The sequence below is a fragment of the Pelagerythrobacter marinus genome (assembly GCF_034375205.1).
Classification (GTDB): domain Bacteria; phylum Pseudomonadota; class Alphaproteobacteria; order Sphingomonadales; family Sphingomonadaceae; genus Pelagerythrobacter; species Pelagerythrobacter marinus.
Genome location: NZ_CP139719.1, coordinates 2316276 through 2333362 on the forward strand (window position 1 = coordinate 2316276; position 17087 = coordinate 2333362).

Here is a 17087-nt window from a genome sequence, read left to right on the forward strand (position 1 = left end):
AATGGGCGCGGCGCTCGGGCATAGGCCCGGCCATGCACGACATCCGCCTGATCCGCGACGATCCGCAAGCCTTCGACGCCGCCCTCGCCCGGCGCGGGGCCGAACCGGCCGCCGAAACCCTGGTCGAACTCGACGCGAAACGCCGGGCGGTGGCGACCCGGATGCAGGAAGCGCAGAGCCGCCGCAACGAGGCGTCCAAGGAGATCGGCCAGGCCATGGCGCAGGGCGACCGGGACCGGGCGGAGGCCCTGAAGGCCGAAGTGGCGGAACTGAAAAAGGCGCTCCCCGCGCTGGAGGAGGAAGACCGCGCGCTCTCCGCCGAGTTGAACGACGCGCTGGCACGCTTGCCCAACCTGCCGGCGGCCGACGTGCCCGACGGCGCGGACGAGAGCGACAACGTCGAGCTGTCGCAATGGGGCGATCCGCGCGATTTCGCGTTCGAGCCGAAGGAACACGCCGACCTGGCCCCGGCGCTGGGGATGGATTTCGAAACCGGCACCAGGCTGTCGGGCGCGCGCTTCACCTTCCTGCGCGGCGACATGGCCCGCCTGCACCGCGCACTGGCGCAGTTCATGCTGGACACGCAAACGCGCGAGAACGGCTATACCGAGTGCAACCCGCCGGTGCTGGTCGGCGACGATGCCATGTACGGCACCGACAAGCTGCCCAAGTTCGCCGAGGACAGCTTCCGCACGACCGACGATCGCTGGCTGATCCCCACCGCCGAAGTCAGCTTGACGGCCTCGGTCGCGGGCGAGATCCTGCCCGATCTGGCCGATCCGATCCGCCTGGCGGCGCATACGCTGTGCTTCCGCTCCGAAGCAGGCGCGGCGGGCCGGGACACGCGCGGTTTCATCCGCCAGCACCAGTTCGAGAAGGTCGAGCTGGTCAGCATTTGCCGCCCGGAAGACAGCGAGGGCGAGCACGAACGCATGACCCGCTGCGCCGAGGGCATCCTGGAAGCGCTCGACCTGCCTTATCGCCGGATGCTGCTGTGCACCGGCGACATGGGCTTCGGCGCGCGCAAGACCTACGACCTGGAGGTCTGGCTGCCCGGCCAGGGCGCCTGGCGCGAGATCTCCTCGTGCTCGAACACCGGCGATTTCCAGGCGCGGCGGATGAACGCGCGCTATCGCCCCGAAGGCTCGAAGAAGACCGAGTTCGTCCACACCCTGAACGGCTCCGGCCTCGCGGTCGGCCGCACGCTCGTCGCGGTGCTCGAGAACTACCAGCGCGAAGACGGTTCGGTCGACGTGCCGGAGGCGCTGCGGCCGTGGATGGGCGGGGTCGAACGGCTCCGGCCCGAAAGCCGGTAGCCCTAAGAACCTTTTGCGTAATATTTTCTTGACTTTTATAACCTAATTGGTTATCAGACCTCACTTGCCGAGAAGCCGGAGCGGGACGACACGATGCGCATTCTCCTCACCAACGACGACGGCATCTACGCGCCGGGCCTGAAGATCCTCGAGGAGATCGCGCGCGAGTTCTCCGACGATATCTGGATCTGCTCCCCGCACGAAGAGCAGTCGGGCACCGGCCATTCGCTGACCCTGACCCGCCCCGTGCGCCTGCGCCGCCACGACGACCGGCGCTTCTCGGTAACCGGGACGCCGACCGACGCGGTGACGATGGGCCTGCGCACGGTGATGGACGCCGCCCCCGACGTGATCCTCTCGGGCGTCAACCGCGGGGCCAACCTGGGCGACGACATCACTTATTCGGGCACCGTCTCCGCCGCGATCGAAGGGGCGCTGGCGGGCGTCCGCTCGATCGCGCTGAGCCAGGTCTACGCGCGCGAGGGCATGGGCGACGACGTGCCGTTCGGCGCTGCGCGCGAATGGGGCGCGCGGGTGCTCGCCCCGCTGCTCGACGCGCCGCTGCCCAAGCGCACGCTGGTCAACGTCAACTTCCCCCCGCTCCCGCCGGGCGAGGTGCGCGGCATCCGCGTCGTGCGCCAGGGTTTCCACGACTATTCGCGCGGCACCGTGGTCGAAGGGCGTGACCCGCGCGGTTACAAGTATTACTGGTTCGGGCTGGAGGCGATCGAGCACACGCTAGACCATGGGACAGACCTGGAAGCGATCGACGAGGGATACGTTGCGGTGACCCCGCTGCAGCTCGACCTGACGCACCATGCCTCGCTGGGCGAACTGGGCGAGCGGTACAGCGAATGAAACGCCGCGCCCTGATCGCCGCCTTGCCGTTCCTGCTCGCCGCCACCGACCCGGCGAGCGAAACCGAACACGTGGTGGCCGCGGGCGAGACGCTGAACGGGATCGCGAACCGCGCCGGCGTGCCGGCGGCGGTGATCGCCGCGGCCAACGGTCTGGCCGAACCTTATATCGTCCGCGAGGGGCAGAAACTGGTCATCCCGCGCCAGCGGACCCACGTGGTGAAGCCGGGGGAAACCGGCTTCGCCATCGCCGTGCGATACGGCGTCGCGTTCGACACGATCGCGGTCGCCAACGGGCTGGAGCCGCCCTATCGCATCCGTCCGGGCCAGCGGCTCATCATCCCCGCCGTGATCAGCGCCCCCGTGCCCGCGCGGCCGGCCCCGGCCCGCCCCTATTTCCGCCCCCCGCACGACGGCGAGGTGCGGCTCGGCTTCGCCCTGCGGCCCGACGGCGGCGGCCACGACGGGATCGACTATGCCGTGCGCCCCGGCGACATGGTCCGCGCCGCGGCCAGCGGCACGGTCGCCGTCGCGCGCGAGGATGCCCCCCGCTTCGGCAGACTGGTCGTGATCGACCACGGCAACGGCTGGCGCAGTGCCTACGGCCACCTCGGCCGCATCACCGTGAAGCCGGGCGATGTGGTGAAGAGCGGGGAGCGGGTCGGGATCGCGGGCAGTTCGGGCGATGCAGAGGCGCCCGAGCTCCACTTCGAGATTCGCCGCGGCGACGCGAAAGTCGATCCGCAGGACCATTTCGGCAGAAAGCCCGGATCGTGATCTGGAGCCGGATGCCGCGCAGCCAGGGGCAACGCCGCGACCGCGGCGCGCGCGCGCAGCGTTTCCAGCCCCTGCGGCGGAGGCTGAAGGTCCCGGTCTGGGCCGATCTCGGCATTCGCATCGGCCTTGCCCTCACGCTCGTCTTCATCGTCATCATGATCCACTGGTGGGATCGCGAGGGGCTTGTCGACAACCTCGACGGCGAGGTTTCCTTCCTCGACGTCGTCTATTTCACCATGATCTCCATCACCACGACCGGCTTCGGCGACATCGCGCCGATCAGCGACCGCGCGCGCCTGGTCGAGGCGGTGATCGTGACCCCGATCCGCTTCGCCGTCATCTTCATCTTCGTCGGCGCGGCCTATCACTTCATCATCAGGCGCAGCTGGGAGAAATGGCGCATGGCCCGCATCCAGGAAAAGCTGTCCGATCACGTCGTCGTCCTCGGCTTCGGCGTATCCGGCTCCGAAGCCGTGGCCGAGCTGATCGAGCGCGGCACCGACCCGAGGGACATCGTCGTCATGGACACGCGCGAGGAACGCCTCGCCGAGGCGGAGGCGCTGGGTTGCAACGTCATGGCCGCCGACGCGACGCGCGACGAAAGCCTGATGGCGGTGCGCATTACCGAGGCGCAGACCGTGCTCGTATCGGCGGGCCGCGACGATGCCTCGATCCTGATCGTGCTGACCGTGCGCCACCTGGCGCCCAAGTTGCCGATCAGCGTGGTCGTGCGCGCGGCGGACAACGAGTTGCTCGCGCGGCAGGCCGGGGCGGACAACGTCATCAACCCGGTCCGCTTCACCGGCCTCCTCCTCGCCGGCAGCGCGCAGGGCACGCATATCGCCGAGTACATGGCCGACCTCGCCTCGGTCACCGGGCGGGTCCACCTGGTGGAGCGGCCCGTCCTGCCCGAGGAGATCGGCAAGCCGCTGGACCAGCTGGCGACGGGCGGGCGGGGCCTGCGCATCTATCGCAACGGCGGGGCCTGCGGCTTCTGGGAAGACGAGGCGGGCACGCTGCGCGCGGGCGACGTCATCGTCGAGATCCGCCCGTCGAGCGATTGCGACGACAATGGCCGGGGCAACGGCACGGGCAATGCCGCGGGCCGCGGGGAACGCGCCGGCGCGTGAGGCCGCCGCGTCCCCGCCCGCCTCACGGCATGTAGGCGTGGACCAGCCCCATCGCGATGTAGAACAGCAGCCAGTACCCGGCGTCGATGAAGAACAGGACCTTCGATTTCTGCGAGAACAGGTAATTGGTCCCGATCGCCGGGATGATGAAGCCCAGCGCCACGCCGAAGGCCGTCAGCACCTTGACGAAAACCGACAGTTCGCGCCCGTAGGTCGCGAAAGTATGCGCGAGGGTCCAGCTCGCGAGCAGGGCGAAGGCGAAGGCCCCGCCGTAGATCAGCGTCATGTTGCCCTGCCGGATCTCGTCTTCGGTGATCCCGACCGCGCCCATCCAGCGCTTGCCCATGATCGGGCCGTACCATATCCCGCCGACCACGAACCCGGCCAGCGCGGCCAGCGCGATCGCCAGCCAGTTGACTTCCCACAGCATCGCAATTCCCTCCCCTCGAGAGCCGCGACCCGCCGGGAAGGCTAGCCGATCTTTACGCCAGGAGCCAGAAGACGCCGCCCATCGCGAGATAGGCGGTCAGCCAGTAACCGGCATCGATCAGCGCGACGCGCGTCGCCACCCGGATGTGGCTGTAGCTGATCAGCAGCGCGGGAATCACGAAGGCCCCGGCGAGCCCGCCCGACATCATGAAATAGAGCCACGGCTTCGCAGCCAGCGTCTCGCCGCCGACGCGGGCGAACATGTGGCCCATCATCGCCGCGCTGAGGAACAGGAGCCCGCCGGTAATCGCGACGACGTGTTCGGGCCGGCGGCGCACCGCGATCTTGCCCGGCGCGACCTTGCGCGCCTTCGCCATCCCGAAGATCGGCCCGTACCAGGCCAGCGCGATCAGCCCGGCGGTCAGCGTCGCCGCGATAACTCCTGTCCAGTCGATCGGACCCAAGGATGCCTTCTCCTTCGTTCGACTCACTGCTAGCGCATTGGCGCGCACGGGTGTAGGGGCGCGGCGCAATGTCCGCCCGATCCACGTCCCCGATCCCCGATCAGAAGAAGATCGGGATGGTCAGCCTCGGCTGCCCCAAGGCGCTCGTCGACAGCGAGCGCATCCTCACCCGCCTGCGCGCCGACGGCTATGCGATGAGCGCGGACTACGCCGGCGCCGATGTCGTCCTGGTCAATACCTGCGGCTTCCTCGACAGCGCGAAGGAAGAAAGCCTGGCCGCGATCGGCGAAGCCATCGCCGAGAACGGCCGCGTGATCGTGACCGGCTGCATGGGCGAGGATGCCGAGGCGATCCGCGCCGCGCACCCCGCCGTCCTGGCGGTGACCGGCGCCCACCAGTACGAGGACGTGGTCGAGGCAGTCCACGAGGCAGCTCCGCCCTCGCAGGGCCCTTACGTCGACCTGATCCCCCAGGCCGCCTTCGACGAGGCGGGGCTGAAGCTGACCCCGCGCCATTACGGCTATCTGAAGATCTCCGAAGGCTGCAACCATTCCTGCGCCTTCTGCATCATCCCGCAGCTGCGCGGCAAGCTGGCCAGCCGGCGCGTGGACGCGGTCCTGCGCGAGGCGGAAAAGCTGGTCGCCGCGGGCACGAAGGAACTGCTGGTCATCAGCCAGGACACCTCGGCCTACGGCGTCGACACGCGCCACGAGGCGCGGCAGTGGCACGGGCGCGAGGTGCGCGCGCACATGACCGACCTCGCGCGCGAGCTTGGCACCCTGCGCACGCCCGAAGGCCGGGTGCCCTGGGTGCGGCTGCACTACGTCTATCCCTACCCGCACGTCGACGCGGTCATCCCGCTGATGGCCGAGGGTCTGCTGACCCCCTATCTCGACATCCCCTTCCAGCACGCCGCGCCGAAAGTCCTGAAGGCGATGAAGCGCCCGGCGAACGAGGCCCGCGTTCTGGAGCGGATCCGCGAATGGCGCCGGATCGCGCCGGATCTCACCATCCGGTCGAGCTTCGTCGTCGGCTTCCCGGGCGAGACGGAGGAGGATTTCCGCTACCTGCTCGACTGGCTGGAGGAGGCGCAGCTCGACCGGGTCGGCGCGTTCCGCTTCGAACCGGTCGAAGGGGCCGCCGCCAATGCCCTGCCCGATCCGGTGCCCGAAGCGGTGAAGGAAGAACGCTACGCCCGGCTGATGGAAGTGACCGAGCGGATCAGCGCGGCGCGCCTGGCGGCCAAGGTCGGGCGCACCCTGCCCGTGATCGTGGACGAAGTCGGCGAGCCGGACGAAGACGGCGATATCGGGGCGACCGCGCGCAGCGAGGCGGACGCGCCGGAGATCGACGGGCAGGTCTTCCTTCGCAACGTCTCCGCCGATCTTCGGGCGGGCGACATCATCGACGTCGTGGTGGAAGACGCCGACGCGCACGATCTCTACGCCGTACCGGCCTGAATCACCCCGATCGGGGTGACAAAGGCGACACCGTGTAACTTTCATCTTTCTCCGCCAGCCGGTTGTTATTCCCCGGCATTCGGCCCCTTTGAGCAAGCGGACGGACAGGGATTCGCGGCGGGAAAATGCGCCCGCATTGGCACTAGCGCCCATCTCAGGGGCGGCTATCGACGCTGGGAAAGAGCCTGAAGACCGGGCGAATCGGCAATCGCGCAGACGCTATCGAGCGATCGGCGTGTAGGAAAATCCTTTGGCGCTGCTGGTCGGTGCCCTTGATGCAGACGCATTTGGGGCGGACGCCGTTATTGCAAATGCCTATCATTGACCTTGCCCGTGCCCCGACATAAGCGCGGGCCATGCAGCGCAGCACCATCCGTGCCTGGTATCTGGTCCACAAGTGGAGCAGCATCGTGCCCACGGTGTTCCTCCTCATGCTGTGCGCGACCGGGCTGCCGCTGATCTTCCATGACGAGATCGAGGCGCTGGAGGGCGTCGATTACGAAACCGCCCTGCCCGGCGCGCCTTCGGCGCAAGGCGGCGTTGCGCTCGATACGATGGTGGAAACCGCGCTGGCCGAGCGGCCGGGCGAAGTTCCGCTGTTCATGGCCTTCAGCCAGGAAAGCCCGCTGCTGACCGTGACCACCGGCCCCACGCCCGACGCCGCGGGGGAGGACATGACCCTGCTGTTCTTCGACCGCGCGACCGGGCGATCGCTCGGCCCTGCACCGGGCGGCGGCGTGATGGACTTCCTCCTGCAACTCCACACCGACATGTTTCTCGGCCAGCCGGGCATGTGGCTCCTGGGCGCGATGGGCGCGCTCTTCGTGGTCGCCCTGGTTTCCGGCACGGTGCTCTACGCGCCGTTCATGCGGCGGCTGCGGTTCGGCAAGCTGCGGCTCGACCGCAGCCGCCGCGTCGGGCGGCTCGACCAGCACAACCTCGCCGGCATCGTCGCCCTCGCCTGGGCGCTCGTCGTCGGCGGCACCGGCATGATCAACGCCTTCGCCGACCCGCTGACCGACGCGTGGCGCGAAGGCGAACTGGCGGCGATGACCGCGCGGCACGGCGGGGCCGATCCGGTCGCGCCGGAGGACTACGGCTCGCTCGACCGGGCGATGGCCAGCGCGCGCGCCGCCCTGCCCGGCCGATCGCCGCAGTTCATCGCCTTCCCCGGCGGCGAATGGAGCACCGCGCGCCATTACGCGGTCTTCTTCCAGGGCGACCGGCCGCTCACCCAGCACCTGCTCACCCCCGCCCTGATCGACGCCCGCAGCGGCGAACTGGTCGACGCGCGCGCCATGCCCGCGCTCAACCAGGCGCTGATGATGTCCAAGCCGCTGCACTTCGGCGACTACGGCGGCTTGCCGCTCAAGATCGTCTGGGCCCTGCTGACGCTCGTCACGATCTGGGTGCTGTGGACCGGGGTGCTGCTCTGGTGGCGCCGCAGCCCGGGCGCGGTCGAGCGCCGCGTGTCCGAGATCGCCGGCGGGGCGGAAGGGCGCCTGGCGTGAAAGCGCGCGGCTCCCCCCTCCGGCGCCGCGGCCGGCGCAGCGTGCTGCGCGTCTTCGCGATTCCCGCGATCCTTTTCGCCGCCAGCCTTGCCGGCCTCGTCCTCGGCCTGACCGGCGACGGCCTGCGCGATGCCCTCGCCTGGCTGCTACTCTCGCTTCCCCTCCTCGCGGTCGGCGTCGCCTGGCGCCGGCGCGGATTGCCCTCCCGATACAGAAAGACCTGACATGACGTTTCGCCCCGCATTCACGGCCTCCGCCCTCGCGCTCGCCGCAGCCGCCACGCCCGCGCTCGCCCAGGAAAGCGCCCGGCAGAACGCGCAGGAGATCGTCGTCACCGCCCAGCGCGAGAACGCGACCGAGGTGACCAACGGCGGCGACGCCGGCGTGCTGGGCAACAAGCACGCGGCCGACCTTGCCTTCTCGATCCGCAGCTTCGACGAATCGCTGATCCTCAACCAGCAGCCGCTGACCCTGGGCGAAGTGCTGGAGAACGACCCGACCGTGCGGACCGGCTACGGCTTCGGCAATGCTTCGGAACTGTTCGTGATCCGCGGGTTCGCGCTCAACGGCGACGACGTCGGCGTGAACGGCCTCTACGGCGTCGCCCCGCGCCAGATCGTCGCGCCGGAACTCTATGGCAGCGTGCAGGTGCTGAACGGGGCGAGCGCGTTCCTCAACGGCGCGGCGCCGGGGGGATCGACGATCGGCGGATCGGTCAACCTCAAGCTCAAGCGCGCCGGGTACGACCCGCTGACGCGCGCGACGATCGGCTACAACGCGGATGCCCACTTCGGCGGCAGCTTCGACCTCGCCCGCCGGTTCGGCGCGAACGGCCAGTGGGGCCTGCGCGTCAACGGCGCCTATCGCGACGGGGAAACCGCCGTCGAGCGCGAGGAGAGGCGCACGCAGGTGATCGGCGGTGCGCTCGATTACGACGGCGGCAGCTTCCGCGCCGCGCTCGACCTCGCCTACCAGCAGGTCCGCGTCGACTCGCTGCGCCCCAAGGTCACGCTCGGCGCGGGCCTCGCCGCCCTGCCCGCGGTGCCCGAAGCCAACGCGAACTATGCCCAGGACTTTGCCTATACCGAGATGCGCGACGTCTTCGGCACGCTGTCGCTCGAATGGGACATTGCCGACAACGCCCTGCTCTACGCGAAGGCGGGCGCACGCGACGGGCGGGAGGAAGGGCTCTACGCCGGGCTGACGATCGTCGACGCGGCGACGGGCGATGCCAATGGCACCGCGCTCTACGTCCCCCGCACGGACAACAACGAGGCGGCGGAAGCCGGCATCCGCGTCGACCTGGGCGAGACGGTGACGCACGAGATCGTGTTCGGCGCCAGCGCGAGCTGGCAGACCAACCGCAATGCCTACGATTTCCGCTACGGACCGGGCTTCGCCGGCTATGCCACCAATCTCTATGACACGCCGCAGGTCGCCGTGCCCGCGTCCAGCCTCGTCGGCGGCGATCTCGACGATCCCTACCCGATCGCGAAAAGCCGGTTGTGGAGCGCCTTTGCCTCCGACACGATCGGCCTGTGGGATGACCGCGTGCTGATCACCGGCGGGCTGCGCCTGCAGACGATCCACAGCCGCGCCTACAGCTACTTCGGCGGCGGGCTGGAAACGGTCTACGACGACAGCGCCGTCACCCCGGTCGCGGGAATCGTGGTCAAGCCGATCCCCTTCGTCTCGCTCTACGCCAACCGCATCGAGGCGCTGGAACAGGGCCCGACCGCGCCGCTCGAACCCGGGCTGGAAAACCCGGGCGAGATGCTCGCCCCGCGCAAGTCCACGCAGTACGAGGCGGGCGCCAAGCTGGCGCTGGGCCGGTTCCTCTACGCCGGGCTGGCGTTCTACGAGGTCGAGCGCCCGGGCGACGGCACGGTGACCGGGCCCGGCGGAACGCTGCGCTACGGCTATGTCGGCCGCCAGCGCCATCGCGGGATCGAGTTCACCGTCAACGGCGAACCGGTAGAGGGGCTGCGCCTGATCGCGGGCCTTTCGACGATCGACGCCGAGCGCGGCGACGGCGGCGAGGCGACGGGCGTGCCCGGCTTCGCGGCCAATGCCAACCTGGAATGGGACGCGCCCTTCCTGCCCGGCCTGACGCTGACCGGGCGCATGACGCATACCGGCAAGCAGTGGGCCGATGCCGCGAACACCCTGCGCCTCGACGACTGGACCGTGTTCGATCTCGGCGCGCGTTACGTCGTCGTGGCCGGCGATCGCCCGGTGACCTTGCGCCTGACGGTCGATAACGTGGCCGACACGCGGTACTGGGCCTCGGGCTACGACAGCTTCAGCCCGTCGCTGCTGCAAGGGCGGCCGCGCACGGTCAACGCCTCCGTCTCGGTCGATTTCTAGCGCAGGGTGCGCAGGGTGCGCAGGGTGCGCAGGGTGACCGAACGGCGCGTCGCCTCCATGGGGGCGATCGAATGCTCCCACTGCGCGCGCACTTCCCCCGACAGGAGGTAGAGCGAGCGCGGCGGCAGTTCGACGCTGCGCCGTTCGAAACCCTGCGCGGTGCGGCGGCGCAGGCGCAGGACCGCGGGCGCCGACAGCGACAGGCCGATCACCTCGCCGTATTGCGGCCGGTCGCGGTGCCAGCCGATCCCCGCGCCGGGGTCGTACCGGATCACCAGCCCCTGCACGAAATCGCCCGCCGCGCGCCCGACCTGCGGGGCGAGCGCGTCGCGCGCGTCGGTCAGCCAGCCAGGCAATGGCGGCGCGGGCGCCAGCCGGCCGCGCTGGTAATCGTAGCCCGATCCATAATTCGCGGTCAGCCGCTTGCCGCGCCACTGGCCGAAGCGGAAGGGTTCGAGCGGCGCGGCGTCGATCCGCCGTTCCAGCGCCCGTTCGGCCGCGCGGTCCACCGCGTCTTCGACCAGGCGCAGCCCGGGCACGGCCGGAGGGGAGGCGAAGAGGTCGATCTGCCGCGACATCGGCCCTATATGGGGCCCATGCCGCACCACGCCACCACGCTCGCTTTCGATACGGAAGGGCCCGGGATGCGCGACATCACCGCGCCTGTGGCCGACTGGCTCGCCGGCACCGGGGTGACGACCGGCCTGCTCACGGCCTTCTGCCGCCATACCTCGGCCTCGCTCCTGATCAACGAGAACGCCGCGCGGGCGGTGCAGGGCGACATCCTGCGATGGCTCGACCGGCTCGCCCCGCAAGGCGCGCACTACGATCACGACGACGAGGGGCCCGACGACATGCCGGCCCACCTGAAGACCGCGCTCACCGGGGCCAGCCACGCGATCCCGGTGATCGAGGGGCGGCTGGCGCTGGGCACCTGGCAGGGCCTTTTCCTCGTCGAACACCGCGCGCGGCCCCACCGGCGCCACGTCGCCCTGCACCTCGCCGGCGACTAGGCGAAACATACCGGCCGGTCCGGCGTATCTTGGGCATGGCCATTTCGATCGACCTTTCCTTCGCCTTCCGCATGGAGCAGCCGACCGACGTCCTGCTCCAGTTCGAGGCGGCGCCCATTCCCGAGCAGAGGCTGCTCGAAACCGACACCCGGGCGACGAAAGGCGCCCATTTCGCGCGCATTCCGGCGCAGGACGCGATCGGCGAACGGGTCTGGATCCGGGCCGAGGGGCGGTACGAGGTGACCTATCGCGCGACGGTCGCGGTCGAGCGGATGCAGGCGGACATCGCCGGGCTCGAACGCCTGCCGCCGCACGAGCTGCCGGGCGAAACGGTGCAGTACCTGTTCGATTCGCGCTATTGCCCGGCCGACCGGTTCCAGTCGTTCGTGGAGGCGGAGTTCGGCCGCAGCCGCGGCGGCGCGCGGATCGCGGCGATCCGCGACTGGATCGCCGGCAACTTCGCCTATGCGCCCGGTTCCAGCACCTCGAACACGACCGGGCTGGACAGCTTCATCGAACGGCGCGGGATCTGCCGCGACTATGCCCATGTCACGATCATGCTGGCGCGCGCCTCGGGCGTTCCCGCGCGCTTCGTCAGCTGTTTCGCCCCCGGCGTGACGCCGCAGGATTTCCACGCCGTGGCCGAAGTGTTCCTGACCGATCCGACCACCCCGGGCGGCGGGGCCTGGTACCTGGTCGACGCGACCGACATGGCCCGCGCGGACGAGATCGTGAAGATCGGGGTCGGGCGCGACGCGGCCGACGTCAGCTTCATGACCAGCTTCGGCCCGACCGAGTTCATCGACAAGGCCGTGCAGGTAGGGCGCACGGCCGGGGGCGAGTGAATATGTATGCGATGCGTGGGCAGGGCGCGATCGTGCTGCTAGCAGGCCGGCGAGGGGAAGCTCCGGGAGGATAGCGATGGAACTCGTCGTAGTGGACATCGGCGGCACGCATGCGCGGTTCGCGATCGCGACCGTGGAGGCAAACGGTGCGATCGCGCTGAGCGAGCCGGAAACGCTGCACACCGAAGACCACGCCAGCTTCCAGACCGCGTGGGAGGATTTCCGCGAACGGCGCGGCGGCACCCTGCCCGATGCGGTCAGCATGGCGATCGCCGGCCCGGTGAGCGACGACATCATCCGCTTCACCAACAACCCGTGGATCATCCGCCCGCCGCTGGTGAAATCGAAGCTGGGCGTCGGACGCTACACGATCGTCAACGATTTCGCCGCGGTCGCCCATGCCGTCGCGCGCGCGCCGGACGACCAGTTCCTCCACCTCACCGGCCCCGACGGGCCGCTGGGCGGCGAAGGCACGATCACCGTGCTCGGCCCCGGCACCGGCCTCGGCGTGGCACACCTGTGGCGCTCGGGCGACGGCTACCGCGTCCAGGCGACCGAAGGGGGGCACATCGACTTCGCCCCGCTCGATTCGATCGAGGACGCGATCCTGGCCCGCCTGCGCCGGCGCCATCGCCGCGTCTCGGTGGAACGGGTGGTCTCGGGCCCCGCGATCGTGGACATCTACCAGACGCTCGCGGCGATGGAACGGCGGACGGTGCCCGAATACGACGACGTCGAGATCTGGACCCGCGGGATGCAGGGCGACGACAGCCTCGCCGCCGCGGCGGTGGACCGGTTCTGCCTCTCGCTCGGCTCGGTCGCCGGTGACATGGCGCTGGCCCAGGGCGGTTTTGCCGGCGTGGTGATCGCCGGCGGGCTGGGGTACCGCATCCGCGACACCCTGCCCGCATCGGGCTTTGCCGAGCGATTCCGGGCCAAGGGCCGGTTCGCCGGTCTGATGGCCGAGATTCCCGTCAAACTCATCGTTCACCCCCAACCGGGGCTTTACGGCGCGGCGGCAGCGTTCGTCGCGGAACATGGAGAAACGGCATGAAGACCGTGGCCGAACTGACCGACCGCCTTGGCGCGCTGCACCGGCAGACGCAGGAAACGCCGCTGTTCAACCCGGTATTCCAGCTCGCGCTCGATCTCTCGCGTTCGCTCGAAGCGGGCGAGATCGATCTCGCCGCGATAGAGGGCATGATCGCCGAGCTCGAGTGCGAGGCGCTGATGACCCGCGCCGGGCGCCTGCGCCGGCTGGTCGCCCCGGTCGCGCCGGCCGAGAACGAGGCGGCGATCGAAGGCTGCCTGGACAGCGGCGATTTCGACGCCTTCCGCGCGGCCTGGGAAAACCCGCAGCTCCACGCGGTCTTCACCGCCCACCCGACCTTCCTCCTCCCCCCCGCCCAGTCCGAAGCCGTGGCGACGGCCGCCGCGTCGGAGGGCGAGATCGACGAAACCGCCTGCGCGATCCCGGCCGAGCGCCCGGCGATCACGCTCGCCTTCGAACATCGCCAGGCCATGGCCGCGATGGCCCGCGGGCAGGACGCGCGCGACCGGATCGTCGCGCGGCTGCTGGACGCGGCGCGCGAACGCTGGCCCGACCGGTGGCACGAATTCGCCCCGCTGCCGTTCCGCTTCGCGACCTGGGTCGGCTACGACATGGACGGGCGGACCGACATCGGCTGGCACACCTCGATCGGTTTCCGCCTCGCGGAAAAGGCCGAGCGCCTGGCCCGCTATGCCGAAAGCCTCGCCGCGATCGACGATGGGCACGCGCTGCTCGAAACGCTGCGCGCCGCGCGCGATCACACGGCCGAGTGCGCGGGCCTGTTCGCCGAGCCGCTCGACGATCCGGCCGCGCTTTCGGCCGCGGCCAACCGCCTGACGGCGGACGATCCGGCCAAGCTGCTGTCGCTCGAACCGCTGGTCGAGCGGCTGGAGGGCGAGGCACGCGAAGCGGGCGGCGAACGCGCGGTCGCGCTGAAGACCCTCGCCGCGGCAATGCGCGCCGACGGGCTGGGCATGGGCGGCATCCATTTCCGGGTCAATGCCAAGCAGCTGCACAACGCGATCCGCCGGCGCCTCGACGAAGCCGGCCTGACGGTGGACCTCGCCAGCCAGGGCGCGCTCGGCACGCTGCGCGACCTGATCGCCGGGGCGGAGCCGCTGCGCAGCAATTTCGCCGCCCTCGCGATCGAGAGCTCGACCGCGATCCGCCAGTTCCTGGCCATGGCCCAGATCCTGCGCCACATCGACGCCGACGCGCCGATCCGCATGTTGATCGCCGAGTGCGAGCAGCCGGCCACCGTGCTCGCCGCGGTCTATTTCGCGCGCCTTTTCGGGGTCGAGGACAAAGTCGACGTATCGCCCCTGTTCGAGACCGAGACCGCGCTGGAACACGGCGGGCGCTTCCTCGACGCCCTGCTGGCGGACGATATCTACCGCGACTATGCCCGCCGCCGCGGGCGCGTGTGCATCCAGACCGGCTTTTCCGATGCCGGCCGGTTCGTCGGCCAGATCCCCGCCAGCCTCGCGATCGAGCGGCTCCAGGGCCGGCTGGCAGAAGCGATGGCCGCCAATGGCCTGACCGATGTCGCCGCGCTGATCTTCGACACGCACGGCGAATCGATGGGCCGCGGCGCCCACCCGGGCGGGTTCGCCGACCGGCTCGAATGGCCGCTGAGCCCCTGGGCCCGGCGCCGCTTCGCGCGCGCGGGCATCCGGCTGGAGCCCGAGGTGAGCTTCCAGGGCGGCGACGGGTACCTGTTCTTCGCCAATCCCGAACTGGCGCTGGCGACCCTGACCCGGATCGCCCAGCTGCGCCCGGCCGAGACCGCGGCCGGGGCCCCGGCGGACCCATTCTATCGCCGGACCGACCTCAGCCTCGATTTCTACCGCGCGATCCGCGATCACCAGAACGAGCACCTGGAAAGCGCGACGTATTCGCGCGCGGTCACCGCCTTCGGCCTCGGCCTCCTGAACGCCACCGGCAGCCGGGTCTCGCGCCGCCAGTCCGATCTCTCGTCCGACCGCGAGATGAGCCTGCGCCAGATCCGCGCGATCCCGCACAACGCGATCCTCCAGCAGCTTGGCTATCCGGTCAACGTGATCGCCGGCTTCGGCAGCGCGGCGGAAGGCAACCGCGAGGAAATCGCCGCGCTCCTGGCCGACAGCGCGCGGGGGCGGCAGATGGTCCGGCTGGTGCGCGCATCGAACGCGCTGGCCAGCATCAAGACGGTCGCCGCCTTCGGCGAGCTGTACAATTCCGCCTACTGGGCCAGCCGGACCTATCGCGGGACCGAGCGCGACCTGGCCGAGCCGTGCGCGGCGCTCGCCGAATACCTGGTCAAGGACGATCGCGCCGGCGTGTTCCGGCGGCTGGCCTCGCGCCTGCGGATCGATGCGCTGAAACTGCACCAGCTGCTCGATCTCCTGCCCGACGAGGCACCGATCGAGAACCGCGAGGACGTGCGCCGCCGGATCGGCGTGCTCCAGGCCCTGCGCCTCGCCCTGCTGCAGCACATGTTTCTGCGCGCCGTCTCGGTGCCGGCCTTCAGCCGCGCCAACGACATCAGCCGGCGCGACGTGATCGAGATGGTCCTGACCCTGCGGGTCGAAGACGCGCTGGCCCAGTTGCGCCGCGCCTTCCCGACGCGTTTCCCGGGGCCGTCCGACTACGTTCTCGACGAACCGTCCGACTACCCGGATCACGGCGCCGGCGGCTACGCGGCGATCGAGGCGGAGTTCATCGCCCCGATCGAGCGCGCGCACGCGCTGAACCTGCGGATCGCGACCGCGATTGCCAACGAGTTCGGCGCCCACGGCTAGGCGGCCCGCGCCCCTGCGGGAAACGGCACCCGGGCCGGCGCTAGCGCGCCGTGCTGCCCCTGGCGACGAGCGAGACCGGCACCCGGCGGCGGCCCTCGGCCTCCTGCTCGCCGTTGCCCAGCACGGCATCGATCAGCAGCCCGCCTGCCGCGGCGGCATCGGGCGCGATCGTCGTCAGCGGCGGCCGGCTGTAGCGGGTGGCGGGCAAGTCGTCGAAACCCACCAGCCCCACTTCGCCGGGCACCGACACCCCGCGCCGCGCCAGTTCCTCCAGCGCGCCGAGCGCCATCGCGTCGCAGGCGGCGAAGATCGCGTCTCCCCTGCCCCCGCCCGCCAGGTAGCGGGCGCAGGCCTCCGCCCCTTCCTCCTCGCGCGTGGCGCCTTCGCGCGTCGCGATCAGGCTGGGGTTGAGGCCGGCGGCGCGCATCGCCTCGCAATACCCCTCGTACCGCTCGGCGAACTGGTGCTGGGCGGAATCGATCGCGCCCAGGAAGCACGGCGCCCGGTATCCGCGCGCCAGCAGGTGTTCGACCGCGAGGCGCCCGGCCGCGCGGTTGTCCGACCGCACCCACTCGAGGTCCTCGAACGGCGATCCCCAGTAGGCGACGTTGCGATCGGCGCTCTCCAGCTTGCGGAAATAGTCCCAGGCCGCGCGGTTGGTCGTCGTGCCGATCACGACCAGCCCGTCGGCCCAGCCGCGTTCCTCGTAATGGCCGAAAAGGTCCTCTTCCCGCGCCTGGAACGACACCAGCGTCTCGAACCCGCGTTCCGAGGCGGCCAGGCACACGCTGCCCAGCAGCATGTAGGAAAACGGGTTGATGTCGGCCGCGCCCTGCCCCGGGCGGCAGATCACGACCACCGCGATCGTGCCGGTCGATCCGCGCCGCAGCCGCGCCGCGCGCTCGTCGACGAAATAGCCGATTTCCTCCGCCGCGCGCAGGACGCGGGCGCGCGTCGCCTCGGTAATCACTTCCGACCCGGCGAGGGCGCGCGAGACCGTGGACTGGCTCACGCCCGCCCGTTCCGCGACGTCGATCGACGTCGGCCGCCTTTTCGTTCGCGTATCCATTGACCTCTCGCCCATATG

At 70.2% G+C, this 17087-nt stretch carries 16 protein-coding genes; 12 read left to right on the forward strand and 4 right to left on the reverse strand.

Features of this window, described 5'->3' with window-relative positions; translation table 11 throughout:
• Positions 1-32 precede the first annotated feature (32 nt).
• The 4 genes from serS to T8T98_RS11355 all read left to right on the forward strand — a co-directional run bounded on the left by serS (position 33) and on the right by T8T98_RS11355 (position 4080).
• Positions 33-1316 (forward strand): serine--tRNA ligase, encoded by a 1284-nt coding sequence (serS, locus tag T8T98_RS11340; protein WP_251105114.1) that lies wholly within the window; start codon positions 33-35, stop codon positions 1314-1316.
• A gap of 93 nt (positions 1317-1409) precedes the next feature.
• Positions 1410-2174, forward strand: coding sequence for a 5'/3'-nucleotidase SurE (gene surE, locus T8T98_RS11345; RefSeq protein WP_251105113.1), 765 nt, complete (start codon positions 1410-1412; stop codon positions 2172-2174).
• Positions 2171-2950, forward strand: coding sequence for a M23 family metallopeptidase (locus tag T8T98_RS11350; RefSeq protein WP_160733904.1), 780 nt, complete (start codon positions 2171-2173; stop codon positions 2948-2950). Before surE ends, T8T98_RS11350 begins: the two co-directional genes overlap by 4 nt.
• Before the next feature lie 11 nt (positions 2951-2961).
• Positions 2962-4080, forward strand: a complete 1119-nt coding sequence (locus T8T98_RS11355; RefSeq protein WP_160733905.1) for a potassium channel family protein — start codon at positions 2962-2964, stop codon at positions 4078-4080.
• A 22-nt stretch (positions 4081-4102) separates the two neighbouring features.
• Here T8T98_RS11355 and T8T98_RS11360 read toward each other — a convergent pair whose 3' ends face one another.
• Together T8T98_RS11360 and T8T98_RS11365 are read right to left on the reverse strand one after the other, a co-directional pair.
• Positions 4103-4510 (reverse strand): DUF1761 domain-containing protein, encoded by a 408-nt coding sequence (locus tag T8T98_RS11360; RefSeq protein ID WP_251105112.1) that lies wholly within the window; start codon positions 4508-4510, stop codon positions 4103-4105.
• Positions 4511-4562: 52 nt separating this feature from the next.
• Positions 4563-4973 carry a DUF1761 domain-containing protein gene (locus tag T8T98_RS11365; RefSeq protein WP_251105111.1) on the reverse strand — a complete coding sequence of 137 codons (411 nt, stop codon included), beginning with the start codon at positions 4971-4973 and terminating at the stop codon, positions 4563-4565.
• A 68-nt stretch (positions 4974-5041) separates the two neighbouring features.
• Here T8T98_RS11365 and rimO point away from each other — a divergent pair, with 68 nt between their 5' ends.
• From rimO to T8T98_RS11385, 4 genes are all read left to right on the forward strand, one after another.
• The gene (gene rimO / locus T8T98_RS11370) at positions 5042-6433 is read left to right on the forward strand and encodes a 30S ribosomal protein S12 methylthiotransferase RimO (RefSeq protein WP_160733908.1); all 1392 of its coding nucleotides are present in this window, start codon (positions 5042-5044) and stop codon (positions 6431-6433) included.
• A gap of 356 nt (positions 6434-6789) precedes the next feature.
• Entirely contained in the window at positions 6790-7944 is a 1155-nt protein-coding gene (locus T8T98_RS11375) for a PepSY-associated TM helix domain-containing protein (protein ID WP_251105110.1), read from the forward strand.
• Positions 7941-8168, forward strand: a complete 228-nt coding sequence (locus tag T8T98_RS11380; RefSeq protein WP_251105109.1) for a hypothetical protein — start codon at positions 7941-7943, stop codon at positions 8166-8168. The genes T8T98_RS11375 and T8T98_RS11380 overlap by 4 nt, the downstream gene beginning before the upstream one ends.
• Before the next feature lies 1 nt (position 8169).
• Positions 8170-10311: a TonB-dependent receptor gene (locus T8T98_RS11385; protein ID WP_251105108.1), complete on the forward strand. Its 2142-nt coding sequence runs from the start codon at positions 8170-8172 to the stop codon at positions 10309-10311.
• Here T8T98_RS11385 and T8T98_RS11390 read toward each other — a convergent pair.
• Positions 10308-10889 (reverse strand): alpha-ketoglutarate-dependent dioxygenase AlkB, encoded by a 582-nt coding sequence (locus tag T8T98_RS11390; protein ID WP_251105107.1) that lies wholly within the window; start codon positions 10887-10889, stop codon positions 10308-10310. The two genes, T8T98_RS11385 and T8T98_RS11390, sit on opposite strands and share 4 nt — an antisense overlap.
• Before the next feature lie 18 nt (positions 10890-10907).
• Here T8T98_RS11390 and T8T98_RS11395 point away from each other — a divergent pair, with 18 nt between their 5' ends.
• The 4 genes from T8T98_RS11395 to T8T98_RS11410 all read left to right on the forward strand — a co-directional run bounded on the left by T8T98_RS11395 (position 10908) and on the right by T8T98_RS11410 (position 16000).
• The gene (locus T8T98_RS11395; RefSeq protein WP_251105106.1) at positions 10908-11324 is read left to right on the forward strand and encodes a secondary thiamine-phosphate synthase enzyme YjbQ; all 417 of its coding nucleotides are present in this window, start codon (positions 10908-10910) and stop codon (positions 11322-11324) included.
• 35 nt (positions 11325-11359) lie between these two features.
• Positions 11360-12169 carry a transglutaminase-like domain-containing protein gene (locus T8T98_RS11400; protein ID WP_160733914.1) on the forward strand — a complete coding sequence of 270 codons (810 nt, stop codon included), beginning with the start codon at positions 11360-11362 and terminating at the stop codon, positions 12167-12169.
• A gap of 76 nt (positions 12170-12245) precedes the next feature.
• Positions 12246-13223 carry a glucokinase gene (glk, locus tag T8T98_RS11405; RefSeq protein WP_160733915.1) on the forward strand — a complete coding sequence of 326 codons (978 nt, stop codon included), beginning with the start codon at positions 12246-12248 and terminating at the stop codon, positions 13221-13223.
• The gene (locus tag T8T98_RS11410; protein ID WP_251105105.1) at positions 13220-16000 is read left to right on the forward strand and encodes a phosphoenolpyruvate carboxylase; all 2781 of its coding nucleotides are present in this window, start codon (positions 13220-13222) and stop codon (positions 15998-16000) included. Before glk ends, T8T98_RS11410 begins: the two co-directional genes overlap by 4 nt.
• A 40-nt stretch (positions 16001-16040) precedes the next feature.
• On the opposite strand, the gene T8T98_RS11415 is transcribed toward T8T98_RS11410, so the two are convergent.
• On the reverse strand, positions 16041-17069 hold the full coding sequence (locus T8T98_RS11415; RefSeq protein WP_160733917.1) for a LacI family DNA-binding transcriptional regulator: 1029 nt from the start codon (positions 17067-17069) through the stop codon (positions 16041-16043).
• Positions 17070-17087 lie beyond the last annotated feature (18 nt).